This window comes from Rhizobium sp. BK112 (assembly GCF_014193215.1).
GTDB lineage: Bacteria > Pseudomonadota > Alphaproteobacteria > Rhizobiales > Rhizobiaceae > Rhizobium > Rhizobium anhuiense.
Genome location: NZ_JACHYZ010000008.1, coordinates 157,495 through 175,031, shown reverse-complemented (window position 1 = coordinate 175,031; position 17,537 = coordinate 157,495). Strand labels below are relative to the sequence as shown.

General features: G+C 60.5%; 14 protein-coding genes. 6 read left to right on the top strand and 8 right to left on the bottom strand.

Features of this window, described 5'->3' with window-relative positions:
* Positions 1-231: 231 nt before the first annotated feature.
* The 4 genes from ppx to FHT75_RS22035 form a co-directional block, all read right to left on the bottom strand.
* A complete protein-coding gene (gene ppx / locus FHT75_RS22050; RefSeq protein WP_063474263.1) occupies positions 232-1,752 on the bottom strand; it encodes an exopolyphosphatase in 1,521 nt (506 codons plus the stop codon).
* A 12-nt stretch (positions 1,753-1,764) separates the two neighbouring features.
* Positions 1,765-3,969 carry an RNA degradosome polyphosphate kinase gene (locus FHT75_RS22045; RefSeq protein WP_047616369.1) on the bottom strand — a complete coding sequence of 735 codons (2,205 nt, stop codon included), beginning with the start codon at positions 3,967-3,969 and terminating at the stop codon, positions 1,765-1,767.
* A gap of 66 nt (positions 3,970-4,035) precedes the next feature.
* Entirely contained in the window at positions 4,036-4,749 is a 714-nt protein-coding gene (hdaA, locus tag FHT75_RS22040) for a DnaA regulatory inactivator HdaA (RefSeq protein WP_025570229.1), read from the bottom strand.
* Positions 4,742-5,866, bottom strand: a complete 1,125-nt coding sequence (locus tag FHT75_RS22035; RefSeq protein WP_025570227.1) for an AI-2E family transporter — start codon at positions 5,864-5,866, stop codon at positions 4,742-4,744. The genes hdaA and FHT75_RS22035 overlap by 8 nt, the downstream gene beginning before the upstream one ends.
* Before the next feature lie 245 nt (positions 5,867-6,111).
* Between FHT75_RS22035 and purM the strand changes: the two genes are divergently transcribed.
* Together purM and purN are read left to right on the top strand one after the other, a co-directional pair.
* On the top strand, positions 6,112-7,185 hold the full coding sequence (purM, locus tag FHT75_RS22030; RefSeq protein ID WP_025570225.1) for a phosphoribosylformylglycinamidine cyclo-ligase: 1,074 nt from the start codon (positions 6,112-6,114) through the stop codon (positions 7,183-7,185).
* A complete protein-coding gene (gene purN, locus FHT75_RS22025) occupies positions 7,182-7,853 on the top strand; it encodes a phosphoribosylglycinamide formyltransferase (protein WP_025570223.1) in 672 nt (223 codons plus the stop codon). The genes purM and purN overlap by 4 nt, the downstream gene beginning before the upstream one ends.
* Positions 7,854-8,641: 788 nt before the next feature.
* Here the strand turns inward: purN and FHT75_RS22020 are convergent.
* Complete coding sequence (locus FHT75_RS22020) at positions 8,642-9,811, bottom strand: alpha-D-ribose 1-methylphosphonate 5-triphosphate diphosphatase (RefSeq protein WP_025570221.1); 1,170 nt, start codon at positions 9,809-9,811, stop codon at positions 8,642-8,644.
* 237 nt (positions 9,812-10,048) lie between these two features.
* Here FHT75_RS22020 and FHT75_RS22015 point away from each other — a divergent pair, with 237 nt between their 5' ends.
* Positions 10,049-10,663 carry a PadR family transcriptional regulator gene (locus tag FHT75_RS22015; protein ID WP_025570219.1) on the top strand — a complete coding sequence of 205 codons (615 nt, stop codon included), beginning with the start codon at positions 10,049-10,051 and terminating at the stop codon, positions 10,661-10,663.
* 10 nt (positions 10,664-10,673) lie between these two features.
* Complete coding sequence (locus tag FHT75_RS22010; protein ID WP_025570218.1) at positions 10,674-11,972, top strand: FAD-dependent oxidoreductase; 1,299 nt, start codon at positions 10,674-10,676, stop codon at positions 11,970-11,972.
* A gap of 67 nt (positions 11,973-12,039) precedes the next feature.
* On the opposite strand, the gene FHT75_RS22005 is transcribed toward FHT75_RS22010, so the two are convergent.
* Positions 12,040-12,630, bottom strand: a complete 591-nt coding sequence (locus FHT75_RS22005; protein ID WP_025570217.1) for an NUDIX domain-containing protein — start codon at positions 12,628-12,630, stop codon at positions 12,040-12,042.
* Positions 12,627-14,831: a molybdopterin oxidoreductase family protein gene (locus tag FHT75_RS22000; protein WP_025570215.1), complete on the bottom strand. Its 2,205-nt coding sequence runs from the start codon at positions 14,829-14,831 to the stop codon at positions 12,627-12,629. Before FHT75_RS22000 ends, FHT75_RS22005 begins: the two co-directional genes overlap by 4 nt.
* 16 nt (positions 14,832-14,847) lie before the next feature.
* Between FHT75_RS22000 and FHT75_RS21995 the strand changes: the two genes are divergently transcribed.
* A complete protein-coding gene (locus FHT75_RS21995; RefSeq protein ID WP_025570213.1) occupies positions 14,848-15,720 on the top strand; it encodes a 23S rRNA (adenine(2030)-N(6))-methyltransferase RlmJ in 873 nt (290 codons plus the stop codon).
* A 153-nt stretch (positions 15,721-15,873) separates the two neighbouring features.
* Positions 15,874-16,470 carry a glutathione S-transferase gene (locus FHT75_RS21990; RefSeq protein WP_063474261.1) on the top strand — a complete coding sequence of 199 codons (597 nt, stop codon included), beginning with the start codon at positions 15,874-15,876 and terminating at the stop codon, positions 16,468-16,470.
* A gap of 99 nt (positions 16,471-16,569) precedes the next feature.
* On the opposite strand, the gene FHT75_RS21985 is transcribed toward FHT75_RS21990, so the two are convergent.
* A complete protein-coding gene (locus tag FHT75_RS21985) occupies positions 16,570-17,205 on the bottom strand; it encodes an outer membrane protein (RefSeq protein WP_025570209.1) in 636 nt (211 codons plus the stop codon).
* Positions 17,206-17,537: the final 332 nt, after the last annotated feature.

Sequence of the window (17,537 nt, the reverse complement as noted above, 5' to 3'; positions counted from 1 at the left end):
AGCGCCGCCCTTTTTTATCTGGTCGTGGGCATCTAAGTTTCTCCCTCATTCCTGTGCTCGTCACAGGAATGCAGTGCGCCCAAGTCGTTGGGCGCAAGAGACTTTTTCAACCCTCGCATTGAGTCGTTCACCGAGCGGACGCGCGGTGGCTGGATTCCTGTGACGAGCACAGGAATGAGGGAAGGCGGAGGGACGGCACGGTCAAAACAGCCCGCCGTAAAGATGCCTACCCTACTCGAACAGAAACGCCAGCCGCTTGTTGGTCAGTCTCGACAGCTGCTGCAGGCGACCGTCCAGGCGTTCGCCGGCGAAATCGCGGTACTCGGGAGGCACGACGAATTCGAGGTCGAGGTCCGGGTTCGGCGATTTGCGGAAGGTCAGGTTCTTGACGATGCCGGGCATCGAGGCCGAGAAGAGGTAGACGACACGCAGCATGCCGCCGAGCAGCTTGGCGCGCTCGATGAGCTGAGGCGTGGCGATCTGGGCCAGCGGGCCGGTGGCGCCGTCGTCATGCAGGCCTTCGAAACGGTAATAGTTGGAAAGCGCGATAAAGGCGCGGCCGGGATGACTGATGCCGACGAAGGAAGAGTGAGCGATGACGTTCAGCGCCTGCAGCCCTCGATAGTCAGGATGGGCGCGCCAGCTGATATCGGCAAGCAGACAGGCGGCCTGACGGTAGCGGCTTTCCTCTTCGGTTTCCTGGATGCCGAAGAGGGGCATCATGCGGCCGGTCCATTCGGCCAGCTCGCGAGCATGCTCCGGCGAGCGGGCACGCAGGATCGCCAGCTCGCCGGCAGCGGCAAGCAGCGGATCGGCGCGGCGCTCGGCCTCCGACAGCAGCGAATAGAGATATCCCTCGCGCACACCTTGCGCCGAGAAGGAAATCATCGACGGCTTCATCGCGCTCAGCACTTCCTTCATGGCGACGGCGCCGAAGGGCAGCAGCGACCGACGGTGCTTGGAAACGGCCTGCAGCGCCGGCTCCCTGGAGTCGCGCGCGGCCACCACCTGGTCGAGGAACTGCATCATCGCTTCGAGCGACACCTCATAGCCCTGCATCATGTGCAGCGGATAATGGGTGATTTCCATGTGCAGCTTGGCGATGTTTCGCCAGGTGCCGCCCACGGCGTAGAAGGTACGCCCCTCGCCTTTCGACAGCAGCTTTGCCGTCTTCAACTGCTTGCGGGCAAAGCTCTGGGCCTTGGAGAGCGAACCGCCTGCATATTCCGACAGGCGCAGGCCGCCGAGCGGCAGAGTGATGCCCTTGCCGAATTCCTTACCCTTGATATCGATCAGCTCCAGCGAGCCGCCGCCAAGGTCGCCGGCAATGCCGTCAGGATTGTAGAAACCGCTGATGATGCCGAGCGAGGCGAATTTCGCCTCTTCCTCGCCCGAAAGCACGCGGACTTTGCGGTTCAGGATGGTTTCTGCCTGGTGGATGAAATCGGGACCGTTGCTCGCCTCGCGCGCGGCTGCCGTTGCCAGCACATACATGGTGGCGGCGCGCGCCTGGTCGGACAGAGCCTTGAAACGATGCAGCGCCGCCAAAGCCCGCGCGACGCTGTCTTCATCCATCTTGCCGGTAAGGGCGACGCCCTTGCCAAGGCCGCAGAGGACCTTTTCGTTGAACAGGACGGTCGGCGAACGGGACATGCCTTCGTAGACGACTAGACGAATGGAATTCGATCCAATATCGACGACGGAGACCGGAGCGATCCCCGGAAGGCGCCCCTGGGCTTCAGATTCAACCATTTAGGTCCAGTTTTACTTGTTGTTGCGGCCTTCGAGCAGGCCGGCGATCAGCTTCGGCGCACTGGACTTCAGAGCTTCACCACGGCCCGACAGGCTCGGATTGGTCATGAAATACTGCTGCGCATTGAACGGTTCTTCGCCCCTGCGCACTTCCATGCGTCGCGACGTACCGTCGGGCAATATCTCGTAGCTTTGTTGATTGTCAATCACGTTGCCGAGCATAATCTGTGACAAGACTTGCTCGTGAACGGTCGGATTCGTCAGCGGAACCATGGTTTCGACGCGGCGATCGAGGTTTCGTGGCATCATGTCGGCCGAACCGATGTAAACCAGCGCCTTATCGGACGGCAGGCCGTGGCCGTTGCCGAAGCAGAAGATGCGGCTGTGTTCGAGGAAGCGGCCGACGATCGACTTGACGCGGATCTTCTCCGAAAGGCCGGGCACCTGCGGGCGCAGGCAGCAGATGCCGCGCACCACCAGATCGATCTCGACGCCGGCATGGCTGGCGCGATAGAGCGCATCGATGATGTCGGGATCGACAAGCGCGTTCATCTTCATCCAGATCGCGGCCGGCGCGCCGTTCCTGGCATGCTGGATCTCCTCCTCGATGTGGCGCAGGATGCGCGGGCGCATCGTATAGGGCGAGATGGCGAGCTGCATGCCCTGTTCGGGCTCGCCGTAGCCGGTGATGAAGTTGAAGATATTCGCCATGTCATGGGCGATGACGGGATTGCAGGTAAAATAGGAAAGGTCGGTATAAATCTTCGCGGTGATCGGGTGGTAGTTGCCCGTTCCGAGGTGGCAATAGGTGCGCAGCTTGCCTTCCTCGCGCCGGACGACCATCGACATCTTGGCGTGGGTCTTGAGCTCGATGAAACCGAAGACGACCTGCACGCCGGCGCGTTCGAGATCGCGCGCCCAGCGGATGTTCGCCTCTTCGTCGAAGCGGGCCTTGAGCTCGACCAGCGCCGTCACCGACTTGCCGGCTTCGGCGGCGTCGATCAGGGCGCGGACGATCGGGCTGTCGTTGGAGGTACGGTAAAGCGTCTGCTTTATCGCCAGGACGTCAGGATCGCGCGCAGCCTGGAGAAGAAACTGGACCACCACGTCGAAAGATTCGTAGGGGTGATGGACGACCATGTCCTTTTCGCGGATGGCGGCAAAGCAGTCGCCGGCATGTTCGCGGACGCGCTCGGGAAATCGCGCATTGTAGGGGGCAAACCTGAGATCCTCGCGCGGCGCCTTGGTGATCTCGGACAGGGTGTTCAACGCCAAAAGACCCGGCAGAACGGCGACGCGATTGTCCGGGATATTGAGGGCCTGAACGACGAACTGGCGCAGCGAGGCCGGCATTTCCGAGTCGGTCTCGATGCGGATGACCTTACCGCGGCGGCGGCGCTTCAGCGCCGTTTCGAAAAAGCGGACGAGATCCTCGGCCTCTTCCTCGACTTCGATATCGCTGTCGCGGATGACGCGGAACGTACCGGAACCCTGCACCTCGTAACCCGGGTAGAGCCGATGGATGAAGATGTTGGCGACATCTTCCAGCGTGATGTAGCGGATCGTGTTTCCATCATCCGGCAGACGAACGAAGCGGTCGAGCGCCACCGGCAGGCGCAGCAGCGCCGTCATCGGCTCGCGGCCGTTCTTGCTGACGAGCTGCAGGCCGATCGAGAAGCCGAGATTCGGAATGAAGGGGAACGGATGGGCCGGATCGATCGACAGCGGCGTCAGGACCGGGAAGATCGCCTGTTCGAATTCGGCGGCCAGCCACTGGCGGTCGGCATCGCTCAAGGCGCCGGGGCGCACGATCAGGATGTCTTCCTTGGCGAGATATTGCTGCAGGACGGCGAGCGAGGCCTGCTGCTCCATCTGCAGATGGTCGATCTCCTGCAGGATCGAGTCGAGCTGCTCGGCCGGCGTCTTGCCGTCGGGGCTGCGGATGGCGATGTTCTGGCGCACCTGGCCCTCGAGGCCGGCGACACGCACCATGAAGAATTCATCGAGGTTGGCGGCTGAGATCGACAAGAAGCGGACGCGCTCGAGCAGCGGATGCTCGGTATTCAGCGTTTCTTCGAGGACACGGCGGTTGAACTGCAGCCAGGAGAATTCTCGGTTGATGAAGCGCTCGGGGCTCTTGAGCAGCTCTTCCAGCGGGGGAGTGTTGTCGTTGATCTCGGGAGCGAGTTCTTGATGTTCTGCGACTGCACTATCCATTGTCCGCTTACCCCGTTCTCAATCGCCAAAGGCAATTATATCAGTTTGACGACGGAACTGTGACAGTCAATCGGCCGGTTCTGAATTTCCCAATTCATTCAATACTTCGGCCGCAAGAGACCGGGTGATTTTCGTACCCCGCGACAGGGCCAGCCGGTCGAGCCTTTCGACGATCGTCTGGGCCGCGTTCAGCGACCGCTCCATCCGGTTGACGATATAGAGCACGAGTTTGTCATCTATATAAAGCTGCCGGTCGGCGAAGAGCTTGACGATCACCTGCGACAACAGCGCCTCATCGGGTTCGCCGATCTCGACGACGGTTGCCGCTTTCAGGCGTGAGCGCAGATCGGGCAGCGAAACCGGCCATGACATCGGCCAGAGACGGCTGGTGATCAACAGGCTGGTGCCGTTTTCGCGCACGCTGTTGATGACGTGGAATAGCGCGTTGTCATCGAAGCCGAGGCGATCGGCGTCCTCGAACAGCACCGGGCCGGCGGCGGCGGCAACGGCGGCATCCGAGCCGAGCTCGGGATGGATGTCGACGGCGCCGCTCAAGTCCCGCCAGATGCGGGCAAGATGCGATTTACCCGAGCCGACCGGGCCGGCGAGCACGACGACCGGCGATGGCCATGCGGGCCAGGCATCGACGATCGAAACGGCGGCGGCGAGACGCTCCGAGATCAGGAGGTCGTCGCGCCCGCTTGCGGCATCGTGCGAAAAGACCAGCGGCAACTGCTCTCCGGCCTTGCGCTTCGGATCAGCGTTCTTGACGTCATTCATTGGGAACTGATTTCGTCTTCCTGGCGCGGCCGCTTGATGACCCGCCAAAATAAAGATCGCTCTGAAGGTAGCGTGAAAGCGCGAAGCGAACAAGGACGCCGACGGCTGCGGCGGCCGGCACGGCGACCAAAAGACCGACGAAACCGAAGAGCGCGCCGAAGGCAAAAAGCGCAAACATCAGCCAGACCGGATGCAGGCCGACGCTGGAACCGACGAGCTTCGGCTGCAGAATGTTGCCTTCCAGGAACTGACCACTGAAGAAGACGACGAGCACCAGCCCGATCCACGGATAATCCGGCCAGAACTGCACGAGCGCCACGCCGATGGCGAGGACGAGGCCAACCATCGAGCCGACATAGGGAATGAAACTGATCATGCCGGCGAAGAGGCCGATCAGCAGGCCGAAATTCAACCCGACGAGAGAAAGGCCGACGGCATAATAGATGCCGAGGATAAGGCAGAGCGAGCCCTGGCCGCGGATGAAGCCCGCGATCGCCTGGTCGATCTCCTTGGCGATCTGGCGGACATCGCCGACATAATCGCGCGGGATCCACTGATCGACCTTGGCGACCATGCGGTCCCAGTCGAGCAGGATATAGAAGGCGACGACGGGGGTGACGACGAGCAGCGATATGACGTCGACGATCGCCTTGCCGGAATTCCAGATCTGCGCGAAGAGCCCGGTGAGGAACCCCATACCCTCCGACAGGATGCCGGAGAGATTGTCCTTGATCGCGCCCATCTGGTTCTCGACCCAGTCCGGCAGCAGCGAATTCTGCGCCTGCGTGATGAACTGCTGCAACTGACCGATATAACCCGGCAGACGCTCGGCAAAATCGTTGAACTGGCTGATGAGCACCGGAATGAGGATCATCAGCGCTAAGGCGAAGACGATGACGAAGGCGACCAGAATGCCGATGGTCGCCATCATGCGGCTCAGGCCCAGGCGTTCAAGCCGGTCGGCCACCGGATCGAGGAAATAGGCGATCGCCATGCCGGCGATGAAAGGCAGCAGGATCGAGCTGAAGACATAGAGAAAGACGATGAAGAAGACGAGCACTGCCAGCCAGAAGAAGATCTGACGCTTGAGACTGTTGCCGCTGACATGCTGTGGCATCGCTTCCCCGTTGATTGCTCGCCGCCGCCAAACGCCGCATCCGATCCGAAGCGGCCATTCAGCACATAGGATGCAGGCGCAAAGATGGTCAACCCTGTCGCGTCAAATCCCGGAAAGGGTGGAGGGAGACGCGGGAAATTGGGGGCTTTTGCCATGCAACGCTTGCATAAACGCCCCTGTCATGCAATTGCGACCGGCAGATGACGCGGCACGTTTGCCGCCTGAAATAGCCATCGGAGACCAGCATGAGCCAGTCTGGGAAAAACGGCCTGACATATAGCGATGCAGGCGTCGATATCGATGCCGGCAACCTCCTCGTCGAGAAGATCAAGCCGGCAGTGCGTTCGACGCGCCGTCCCGGCGCCGATGGCGAGATCGGCGGCTTCGGCGGGCTCTTCGACCTCAAGGCGGCGGGCTTCAGCGATCCGGTTCTGGTCGCCGCCAATGACGGCGTCGGCACCAAGCTGAAGATCGCCATCGATGCCGACTATCACGACACCGTCGGCATCGACCTCGTCGCCATGTGCGTCAACGATCTCGTGGTGCAGGGCGCCGAGCCGCTGTTCTTCCTCGATTATTTCGCGACCGGCAAGCTCGACCCCGACCAGGGCGCAGCCATCGTCGGCGGCATTGCCGCCGGCTGCCGCGAGGCCGGCTGCGCGCTGATCGGCGGCGAGACCGCCGAGATGCCCGGCATGTATTCCTCCGGCGACTACGATCTCGCCGGTTTTGCCGTGGGTGCTGCCGAACGCGGCAAGCTGCTGCCCTCGGGCGATATCGCCGAGGGTGACGTGATCCTCGGCCTCGCCTCCTCCGGCGTCCATTCCAACGGCTTTTCGCTGGTACGCAAGATCGTGGAACTGTCCGGCCTCGACTGGAGCGCCGCCGCACCTTTTGCCGAAGGCAGGCTGCTCGGCGAAGCGCTGCTCGAGCCGACCCGCATCTATGTGAAGCCGCTTCTGAAGGCGATCCGCGAGACCGGCGCCATCAAGGCGCTGGCGCACATCACCGGCGGCGGTTTCCCGGAAAACATTCCGCGCGTCTTGCCGAAACACCTAGCCGCCGAGATCGATCTTGATGCCGTCAAGGTTCCAGCGGTGTTTTCGTGGCTCGCCAAGACGGGCGGCGTCGAATCCAGGGAAATGCTGCGCACCTTCAATTGCGGCGTCGGCATGATCGCCGTCGTTGCCGTCGAGAACGTCGCGGCCGTTTCGGCCGCCCTCGAAGCCGAGGGCGAGACTGTGATCACGCTCGGCCGCATGATCGCCCGCGACGAAGGCGCTGCCGGCACGGTCTACAAGGGCACGCTTGCGATATGAGCGCACCGCGCAAACGCGTCGTCGTCTTCATATCAGGCAGCGGCTCCAACATGATGGCGTTGGTTGCGGCGGCGAAGGCCGCCGACTATCCGGCCGAGATCGTCGGGGTGATCTCCGACAAGGCGGATGCCGGCGGGCTTGCCAAGGCTGATGCCGAAGGCATCGCCACCTTCGCTTTCCCCCGCAAGGACTACGCCAGCAAGGACGCGCATGAGGCGGCGATCTTTTCGGCGCTCGACGAGCTTTCGCCCGACATTCTGTGCCTGGCAGGCTACATGCGGCTACTGACGGCAACTTTCATCCAGCGTTACGAAGGCCGGATGCTCAACATCCACCCTTCCCTGCTGCCGCTGTTTCCCGGCCTGCATACGCATCAGCGGGCGATCGACGCCGGGATGCGGATCGCGGGCTGCACGGTGCATTTCGTCACCGAGGGCATGGATGAAGGGCCGGTGATCGGCCAGGCGGCCGTACCGGTTCTCTCGGGCGACACAGCCGAAAGCCTTGCCGCGCGTGTGCTCACCATCGAACATCAAATCTATCCGCAGGCGCTGCGGCTGTTTGCCGAAGGCCGGGTGACGATGGAAGGCGGCAAGGCCGTCGGCGCGGAGGCCTCGACCGCCGCACCCAAGGCACAGCTGATTTCGCTGATCGGCGACCGCGCTTAGATTGCTGCGCTATTTTCTGAAAGCCGGTAACTTTATCAGGTCTTCCCTACTGATCTGAACACCGGAGCTTTCGGAAAGAATTGAGCAGCGCCCGCCGCTATGACCCCAAAATAATCACAGAGGTCAGCCAACTGATTCCATCCTGTGGTATCAGGTATTCTTGATTCTCCTTCTGAGCCATCGCTTGGCCACCAGAACAATATTTCCAATGATTACGTAAGAGGACAAAAACAATAGAGGAAGGTGAATCGCGACCGAGCCGTAACCTCCCCTCTCACACAGCGTCTCTACCGAAGCTTGACTTAAAACAATCTTGGATCCGCTCAATATCGTAGCAAATGGATAGTTGAATATTACAAAATATATTACAACAAAAACAAATATTCCCCTGTCGTATATATAACAAAAAACAACAGAAATCAAAGAAATAAATATCAGAACAAATCATGGATACTTATATACAAATATAATCGCATTCAATAAGGAAGCAGCCGATTTTTTGCATTGTATATATTTGCCACCTATATAGACGTTCGGGATACCATATTGGTTATCGTAGTAAATTGACACAACAATTACACATATTGTCGCGATTCCACTTAAAACGAACGGCAGCAGCCCCCACTCCTTGTGCAGCAATCTCGGCTCAGATGACATCTTGACTCCGCATCGTTGGCGTCTTGTTCCGGAGTTATGTGATAGTCGGGGTACCGTCGACGAGAAAGCCAGCTTAGCCGGGATCTCGTCATTCTGTGGTGGAGGGATTATTTCGACGCTCAGACGTGCAGCTAAGCCGCCAAAGCCCGCAGCGGATGCAGCGTGCCGTCGCTGTAGACGAAGCGGCCGGCGCGGAAAGTGGCGCGGATGCGGTTGATATCGCCCGGTTCGACCACGACGAGATCGGCGCGCTGACCAAGGGCGATCTCGCCACGATCCGACAGACCGGCCGAACGGGCCGCATTGCCGGTCGCCATGGCAACGGCTGCCGGCAGGCCGCCTTCCACCATGTCGGCAAGCTTGAAGATGCCGGGCACGAAGGCGGCCGGATGATAATCGGCGGCGATGACGCTGAGCAGGCCGGCCCTTGCGGCATCGAGGGCGCTGAGATTGCCCGACATCGACTGGCCGCGCAGCGCGTTCGGCGCGCCCATCAGCGTCCAGAGGCCACGGCGGCGCGCCTCTTCCGCCGCAGGCGCCGTGACCGGAAACTCGCTGATGGTCACGCCGAGATCATGCATTTCGGCGACCTTTTCGACGCTGTCATCGTCATGCGAGGCAAGCGACAGCTTGTGCTTCAGCGACAGCGCGACAATCTCCTTCAGCTTGGCCTCGATGTCAGGATTGTTGCGCATGGCGATGCGCTTGGCGACGATCTCCGCCGCCATGTCCTCTGAGATGGCGCGGCGCTCGGAAATGCTGAGGATGTAGCTCTGCAGATTGTTGTATTGGCCCTGGCCCGGCGTGTGGTCGGTCAGCGACACCATGTCGATCTGGTCGGCATTCAGCAGACGCTCGAGTGCCGGGGCTGCACCGACATTGGTGATTTCGTAGCGGGCATGGACGCGGTGGTCGATCAGCAGATCATCGCGCAGACGGTTGATGCCCTCGATCACTGCCGAGGTCGTCTCCAGCGAACGGACATGGCCGTAGACGCTCTCGGTCGCAAAAGAGACGGCGGCAAAGGCGGTCGTGACACCGGCGGCGGCAAGCTTCTTGTCGAGTTCGTGGATGCCGAAATCGATCGGCATCGTCGCGTTCGGCCGCGGGGCGATCTCGCGCTCGATCATGTCGCCGTGCAGATCGACGAATCCGGGCATCAGCAGCCGTCCGCCGCCATCGACGGCAGCGGCGGCGACCGGCTCCGGCCTGATCTCAGCGATGACGCCATCCTCAACACGCACGGCACCTTCACTCACCACCTCGTTTGGGAGAACGAGGGTGAAATTGCTGAGCCACATGGGCTTTCTCCTGACCGCATCCGATGATTGACAAGCCGCAGCGGATAAAACCGCTTCGTGACAGTCGTATGAAATTTCGAGCGCGATCACCTTAAAGCGGAAACTTGCGCTTTGGAATTGGTTGAATGCGCTCGCCGCGCGGATTCACGACCATCGTTTCAAACAGCGCGAGTCTCGAATCCAGCGACCTGGAGCTTCGAATTGACTAGTTATAAATAAACTAGTAGTATTATTACTATGACATCTATCAAACGCTCTCCAGTCGCGCTCGCCGTCCTTGCAATGCTCATGGAAGAGCCAATGCATCCTTACCGAATGCAGCGGCTCATTAAGGAGCGCGGCAAGGACGAAGTGATCAATGTCACGCAGAGGGCGAGCCTTTATCAAACAATCCAGCGGCTCGAACGCGAGGGCTTGATCATCCCGCGGAAAACAGTCCGGGACGACAAGCGTCCAGAGCGAACCGTGTACGAGATAACTGAGAAGGGCCGCGAAATCGCGCTTGAATGGATGCGGGCGATATTGTCGACCCTGACGCGAGAATATCCGGAATTCCCCGCGGCGATGTCATTTCTTCCGCTGCTTACGCCTGATGATGTGGCGAGCCAGCTTGAGCTCAGAGCAAAAGCCATCGAGTCGGAACTTCGCAGGATCGACGACGTCTTGCAGGAAGCTCAGGCTGTTCCAAGGCTCTTCCTTCTCGAGATGGAATATCTCCGAGCGATCCACGCAGCCGAATTATCCTGGGTCAGTGGCATTGTCGGGGACCTCAGCGCCCAGCGTATCACCTGGACAGAGGAGTGGCTGAGACAGATCGCCGCCAAATTCTCCATCGCCCCCAAACTCGACTAGGACCAACACCATGAAGGTTTTGATTATCGGCGCCGGGACCGGCGGTTTGGCACTCGCACATCTGCTTAAGCAGGCTGGGGTTTGCATAGCGGTATATGAGCGCGACTTTGCGCCGAGCGCCGACAGTGGTGGTCATCGCGTCGGCATCAGCCCGGCTGGAAGCCGCGCGCTAAAAGCCTGTGTCCCCGGCGAACTCTACGATCTCTATGTCGCCACCTGCGCCAGGTCGCCACGCTATTTCAACATGCTCACTGAACAACTGGGCGAAGTCCTGAGCTTCGATATCGATGATGCAGGCCCGAACGCTCTCGACGGTGAAAAGAACGTCATTCGAAAGACGCTGAGGCGGGTTCTACTCAGAGGACTTGAAGACGACGTCTTCTTCGGGAAGACGCTTCAAAGTTACACAAACAGTGCCGACGGGTCGGTCATAGCTTGCTTTCAGGATGGAAGTCTCGCGACGGGAGATGTGCTGGTGGGCGCTGACGGCACGAATTCGACTGTACGCAAGCAACGTCTGCCGGAAGCGCGTCTGGAAGACACGGGGATCGTGTCGCTCGGGGGCAAAATTCCGATGACGGTCGCGACGAAAGCTCTGCTGTCGGACAAAATGTTTCAAGGCATGTCGCTGATCATGGCGCCGATGGGCTTCGGCGCAATCATTCACTCGCTCGAGTTCGCCGGCACTAGAAGCGACCCAGATTTTGTTGCTCGTTGGCCGGACTTCGTCGAAGCACTCGACGAGGACAGCGTCGGTTGGGGGGTATGGGGCGCTCGGCAGAACTGGCCGCGGGACCCGACCGGTCTGAGCGGCGAACAATTGAGAGAACTGGGCTTGAAACTCACCCGGGACTGGCATCCGCACTTACGTGCGCTCATTCAGATGACGGAGCCCTCGACGATCCACGATATCAGGATGAGAACCGCCGTCCCGCTGACGCCTTGGGCGAGTTCGAATGTCACTCTGCTCGGTGACGCCGTCCATACGATGACGCCAGGACGAGGCGCGGGCGCCAATACCGCGCTTCGCGATGCCGCACTGCTCGGACACATGCTGGTTGAAGCGAACCAAGGGCGAAAACCGCTTGTCGAAGCCATACATGCCTACGAAGTCGAGATGCTTCGCTACAGTACCGAAGCGATCCGAGAATCGAAAAAGCAGATGGATGCCAGCGACCTGGTCCATCGGCCGATTGTCGGCAGACTTCAACTCGCTGTCACGCGCGGCGTAATGCGCATCATCAATGCGGTACCTGCACTGAAGCAGCGCGCCTTTCAGCAGATGATGCGAGTTCGCGGAGAAAACTAAACGGGTCGCGGATCATGTCGATCCGCCCGAAGTAACTTGACGAACCAGGTCTCGATCGCCTTACCCGCTAACGAAGTTTGCCCCTGTTCAACAGCGCCCATTGCAACAGCACGATCGTCTTGGCATCGAAGATCTCGCCAGTTTCGATCATTGCCGCGGCCGCGTCGAGCGGGACTTCGAGGACCTCGATATCCTCGTGCTCTTCGTCCAGGCCGCCGCCTTCCGCCACGCGGTCGGCAGTGTCGATGAGGGCTGCGAAGAAGTGGACGACCTCGGTGACGGCGCCCGGCGAGGTATAGGATTTGAACAGGAAGCGCGCGTCGCGCAGCCGATAACCGGTCTCCTCCATCGCCTCGCGGCGGATCGCCGCCTCGGGATGATCATCATCGAGAAGGCCGGCCGGCACCTCGATTGTCCAGGCGGGATCGCCATTGAGATGAACAGGGAGGCGGAACTGGCGAACGAGCACGACAAGGTCGCGCCTGGGATCATAAAGCAGGATGCAGGCGGCGGGCGTGCGGTGGTAGACCTCCCGCTTCAACCGCTGGGTTGCGCCCTTGCGGTCTATATAATCGAGCAGGTAGCTGGAGAGCCGCGTCCAGCCATTCGACAGGATTTCTTCGCTGACGATCTTCACGCGTGATGTCGGCTGCATCATGCTGCGTCCCTGCGAAGCCAGACCTTGTTGTCGTGAACGGCCGCCCCGCCATAGGGTGCGACGGGGTCGGCGCCGGTCAAGACATTGATGCCCTCGCCATCGACATGCGCCTTGTTCGGCCAAAGCCCCTCGGCGATCAGCACGCCGGATTTCACTTCGGTGGTGATGCGGGCGTGGATGCGCAGATCGCCGCGGCTGTTGCCAATGCGAACGAGATCGCCATGGGCGATGCCATTGGCTTCGGCGTCGGCGGGATTGATCATCACCTCGGGGCGCCCTTCCTTTTGGCGAGAGGTCTTGGTCTCGGAGAAGCTCGAATTCAGGAAGTTGCGGGCGGGCGACGTGGCCAGCCGGAAAGGATGCTCGGAATCGGCGACTTCGATGACATCGACCTGATCAGGGAAGGCCGGAAGCTCGGCATGCGGCCCGAGCACCCCGATGGCGGCCGGCGGCTTGTTCGGCGCCGGCTGATTGATCCAGTCCGGGCGAAAGTGGAACTTGCCATCCGGATGGGCAAAGCCGTTCAGATAATGCGCCTCCTCGAAGGCGGGCTGGCGATCGAACCATTTGTGTTCGAGGAAATGCTCATAATCCGGCAGGCCACTCGATTCGAGGATGCGGTCGACCATCTCGCGGGCGGTGAAGCCGAAGCCGGGACGATCGGCGACGCCGAGGCGTTTGGCCAGTTCCTCGATGACGAAGAGATTGGTGCGCACGGTCGGCGGCGGCTCGACCAGCTTCGGCCCCAGCAGGATATGGTTCTGGCCGCCGGCCCGGTAGATATCGTCATGCTCGACGAACATCGTCGCCGGAATGACGATATCGGCGATCTCAGCCGTTTCGGTCATGAACTGCTCGTGGACGGCGACGAAGAGGTCGTTGCGGGCAAAGCCGCGTCTGACGAGGCGCTGCTCGGGGGCGATGTTGGCGGGATTGGTGTTCTGGATCAGCATCGCCGTCACCGGGCCGCGATGACGGAGCGCCACCGCATCACCGGTCAGCACCCGGCCGATCTGCGACTGGTCGAGCATGCGGATATCGGCATCCTTCATCGACCGGCCGGTCAGTTCGGCGCTGTTCATGCGGAAGATATCGCTGTTCGAATGGAAGGCGCCGCCGCCTTCATATTGCCAGGAGCCGAGAACGGTGGCGATCGAGGCGGCCGCATGCATGGCGACCGCGCCGTTGCGCTGGCGGGTGAAGCCATAGCCCAGGCGGAAGAAGGTCTTCTTCGTGGTGCCGACGAGGCTGGCGAAGGCTTCGATCTCCTCGACCGAAAGACCGGTGATGGCGGCGGCCCATTGCGGCGTCCTGGTTTTCAGATGCGCTTCGAGACCCTCGGGATCGTCGGCATACCGCGCCATATAATCACGGTCGGCATGGCCGTCGCGGAAGGCGATGTGCATGACAGCGCACGCGAGTGCTGCATCGGTACCCGGCCTGACGATCAGCGCCATGTCGGCCTGCTTCATCGTCGGATTGTCGTAAATGTCGATGACGACGATCTTGGCGCCGCGCTCCTTGCGCGACTTGATGGCGTGGGTCATCACATTGACCTGCGTCGAGACCGCGTTGGTGCCCCAGATGACGACGCAATCGGTGCGGCCCATCTCGCGCGGATCGGGACCACGCAGCGTGCCGGTCGCCATGGTGAAGCCGGTCCAGGCGGGGTTGGTGCAGATCGAGGAGAAGAAGCCGGAGTAACGCTTGGCATGACGCAGACGATCGATCGAATCGCGCTGCACCCAGCCCATGGTGCCAGCGTAGAAATAGGGCCAGATCGCCTCGCTGCCGTCCCTCGCCTCGGCCTTCACAAAGGCTTCGGCGATCTCATCCAGCGCATCGTCCCAGGAAATCTGCTGCCACTGCCCTGCCCCCTTGGCGCCGGCGCGGCGCAAGGGATGCATCAGGCGGTCGGGATGGTAGAGCCGCTCGGCATAACGGGCGACCTTGGCGCAGATGACGCCTGACGTGTAGGAATGGTCATTGGCGCCGCGCACACGGCCGATGCGGCCATCCTCTGATATATCGACCTCCAGCGCACAGGTGGAGGGACAGTCATGCGGACAGGCGGTGTGGCCCACCCTGTTGGCCGGCTTTTCTGATTTGGCGTGGATGGGGGTCGCAATGTTCATGGCATTTGTATATTCCAAGGCTTGCACGGCCAAAAGCCACAAAAGCTCGCCATGACGCGAATTCATACGGACATCAGCGAAAATGAACTACCGCCATATCTACCACGCGGGCAACTTTGCCGATGTGCTGAAACATGCCGTGCTGGCGCGGCTGATCCGCTACATGCAGAAGAAGGATGGGGCGTTCCGCGTGCTCGACACGCATGCCGGCATCGGCCTCTACGACCTCTCCTCCGAGGAAACGCAGAAAACCGGCGAATGGCTCGAGGGCATCGGCAAGCTGATGGAGGCCGAGCTCGGACCTCAGGTTTCCGAACTGCTCGAGCCCTACCTCTGGGCAATCCGCGAACTCAACCCAGAGGGCGGCATCCGCTTCTATCCTGGATCGCCGAAACTTGCGCGCATGCTGTTCCGCCCGCAGGACCGGCTGTCGGCCATGGAACTGCACCCCGAGGACTTTATCAGGCTGCACCGGCTGTTCGAGGGCGATCACCATGCCCGCATCACCGAGCTCGACGGCTGGCTGGCGCTCGGCGCGCATCTGCCGCCGAAGGAGAAGCGCGGCATCGTGCTCGTCGATCCGCCCTTCGAGGAAGAGGATGAATATCAGCGTCTGGCCGAAGGGTTGGAAAAGGCCTATCGGCGTTTTCCCGGCGGCACCTATTGCCTGTGGTATCCACTGAAGAAGGGCGCGCCGATCAAGGAATTCCACGAGAGCCTGCAGGCGCTCGACATCCCGAAAATGCTCTGCGCCGAGCTCGTGGTTCGCAGCGACCGCGGCACTACCGGATTGACGGGCTCAGGCCTCGTCATCGTCAACCCGCCCTTCACGCTGAAGGACGAGTTGCACCAATTGCTGCCCGCATTGAAGGACCATCTGGCGCAGGATCGTTTCGCCTCGCACCGCGCCTTCTGGCTGCGCGGCGAGAACAAGGCCATAAAGGACGATAGCTAACTACAGCACCGCGCGTCTTTTCAGACGCGCAAAGACGCCGTAGCACTTTGAATTTGCGCATAATCCTTTCCGAAAATCGATTTCGATTTTCGGGGTTATGCGCTAGCTTCGCGGATAGTCCGCGCCGCAATCCACAATCTCATCAGGTGTCCCATGAAGCTCCTTTGTTCGCCCGCCTCGCCCTATTCCAACAAGGTGCGGATGGCCGCGCATTTTCTGGAGCTGGAGTTGAATGCCATCCGGGTCGACACCAATACCGGACCGGCGATCCTGGTGGATAACAATCCGCTCGGCAAGATTCCGACGCTTCTGACCGATGACGGGCTTTCGATCTATGACAGCGTGGCGATCATGCATTATTTCGACCGGCTGACGAAGGGTGGGCTCTACCCCTCCAAGAAGGGCAAGCGCACGGATGCGGAAATCCTCGAGGCGCTCTGCGACGGCATCTGCGACTGCCTGCTGGCGATCGTCTATGAGCGGCGCTTCCGCGACGAGGACAAGGTTCACCAGCCGTGGATCGACCGGCAATGGAAGAAGGCGACGAGCGGGCTCGCTCATCTGAGCGCCAATCCGCCGAAGCTCGGCAAGAAGCTCAGCGGCGGGCATTTCGCGCTGGCCGCGACGCTCGATTATCTCGAACTGCGCTTCAAGGACCAGTGGGAGGCCGATCATGCGCCGCTGACCGACTGGCTGCAGCAGTTCGGCAAGAAATTCCCTGCCCATAACGAGCTCAAATCCCAGGGCTGAGTGTGCTCAAAGCGCACGGCTGAACGACCGGACCAACAAGCGGACAGCAAAAAGCCGGGCGATGAGCCCGGCTTTTCATGCTTGAACGGTTTGTCCGGCTTAGAACTTGACGCCGATACCGAGCTTGACGCTGTTCTCGTCGTAACCGCGCGAGAAGCTGCCGGAGTCGAGGTCGTAGTCCTTGCTCTGGTAGTCGGTGTAACGATATTCCAGGCGCGTCGTGATGTTGTTGGTCACGAAGGCTTCGACGCCGGCGCCGACCGTATAGCCGAAGTTCGTCTTGCTTTCGTCCGAGGTGTCGTCGGAAACCTTGACGTCGCCGATCGCCAGACCGGCCGTGCCGTAGAGCAGGAAGGGGTTCATGTCGTAGCCGACGCGGCCACGGACGGAGCCGTTCCAGCCATACTTGTTCTTGACGCCGCCCGAGGAGACGTCGTCGCCGCTGTAGCCGAGGTCGGATTCAACGCCGTAGACGATCTGGCCCGCCTGCCAGTTGTAGCCGGTGAAGACCTGGCCGCCGAAACCATAGGTGTGGCGGTCGGAACCGAAGTCACCCATGTTGTAGGTGCCGGCGCCGCCGAGATAAAAGCCTTCCCAGTTTCCTGCCGGCTTGACCGGAGCGTCCTGGGCAACCGGCGCTTCCGGAACCTGGTCGACGGCATCGGCCGCCTGAGCTGCCGAGACGCCCGCAATTGCAAAAACGGAGGCCATGAGGCCAGCAATGAGTACACGCATACTTAGTCTCCTTTCAGTCCCGCGCCGCTTGTCATCTGTCTATCAGTGAAGCATTGGCGGGATATTGCCAGATGTCCCTTCCGGATCGAGACTGAAATTGGAACTCAAATGCGGATTTGAAAGAGCCAAATTGTGATATCATTGTGGCAGCCGCATGGCTGAAATTCGATGTTGCTTTGACGCAACATACACTTCATTAACCATACCGAAGAGTTAAACTTAAAATACTTATTTTAGTAAATCGCATTCTTAAATAATACATAGAATATCTCGCTCGGGGACGCAACCGCAACGGCCTATTTATATAATCTCCGCCGGCCCCTATATAGTCT

Excerpts from the sequence above, each read along its gene's own strand:
- ppx (WP_063474263.1), bottom strand. The coding sequence starts at position 1,752 with ATGGTTGAATCTGAAGCCCAGGGGCGCCTTCCGGGGATCGCTCCGGTC.
- FHT75_RS22045 (WP_047616369.1), bottom strand. The coding sequence starts at position 3,969 with ATGGATAGTGCAGTCGCAGAACATCAAGAACTCGCTCCCGAGATCAAC.
- hdaA (WP_025570229.1), bottom strand. The coding sequence starts at position 4,749 with ATGAATGACGTCAAGAACGCTGATCCGAAGCGCAAGGCCGGAGAGCAG.
- FHT75_RS22035 (WP_025570227.1), bottom strand. The coding sequence starts at position 5,866 with ATGCCACAGCATGTCAGCGGCAACAGTCTCAAGCGTCAGATCTTCTTC.
- purM (WP_025570225.1), top strand. The coding sequence starts at position 6,112 with ATGAGCCAGTCTGGGAAAAACGGCCTGACATATAGCGATGCAGGCGTC.
- purN (WP_025570223.1), top strand. The coding sequence starts at position 7,182 with ATGAGCGCACCGCGCAAACGCGTCGTCGTCTTCATATCAGGCAGCGGC.
- FHT75_RS22020 (WP_025570221.1), bottom strand. The coding sequence starts at position 9,811 with ATGTGGCTCAGCAATTTCACCCTCGTTCTCCCAAACGAGGTGGTGAGT.
- FHT75_RS22015 (WP_025570219.1), top strand. The coding sequence starts at position 10,049 with ATGACATCTATCAAACGCTCTCCAGTCGCGCTCGCCGTCCTTGCAATG.
- FHT75_RS22010 (WP_025570218.1), top strand. The coding sequence starts at position 10,674 with ATGAAGGTTTTGATTATCGGCGCCGGGACCGGCGGTTTGGCACTCGCA.
- FHT75_RS22005 (WP_025570217.1), bottom strand. The coding sequence starts at position 12,630 with ATGATGCAGCCGACATCACGCGTGAAGATCGTCAGCGAAGAAATCCTG.
- FHT75_RS22000 (WP_025570215.1), bottom strand. The coding sequence starts at position 14,831 with ATGAATTCGCGTCATGGCGAGCTTTTGTGGCTTTTGGCCGTGCAAGCC.
- FHT75_RS21995 (WP_025570213.1), top strand. The coding sequence starts at position 14,848 with ATGAACTACCGCCATATCTACCACGCGGGCAACTTTGCCGATGTGCTG.
- FHT75_RS21990 (WP_063474261.1), top strand. The coding sequence starts at position 15,874 with ATGAAGCTCCTTTGTTCGCCCGCCTCGCCCTATTCCAACAAGGTGCGG.
- FHT75_RS21985 (WP_025570209.1), bottom strand. The coding sequence starts at position 17,205 with ATGCGTGTACTCATTGCTGGCCTCATGGCCTCCGTTTTTGCAATTGCG.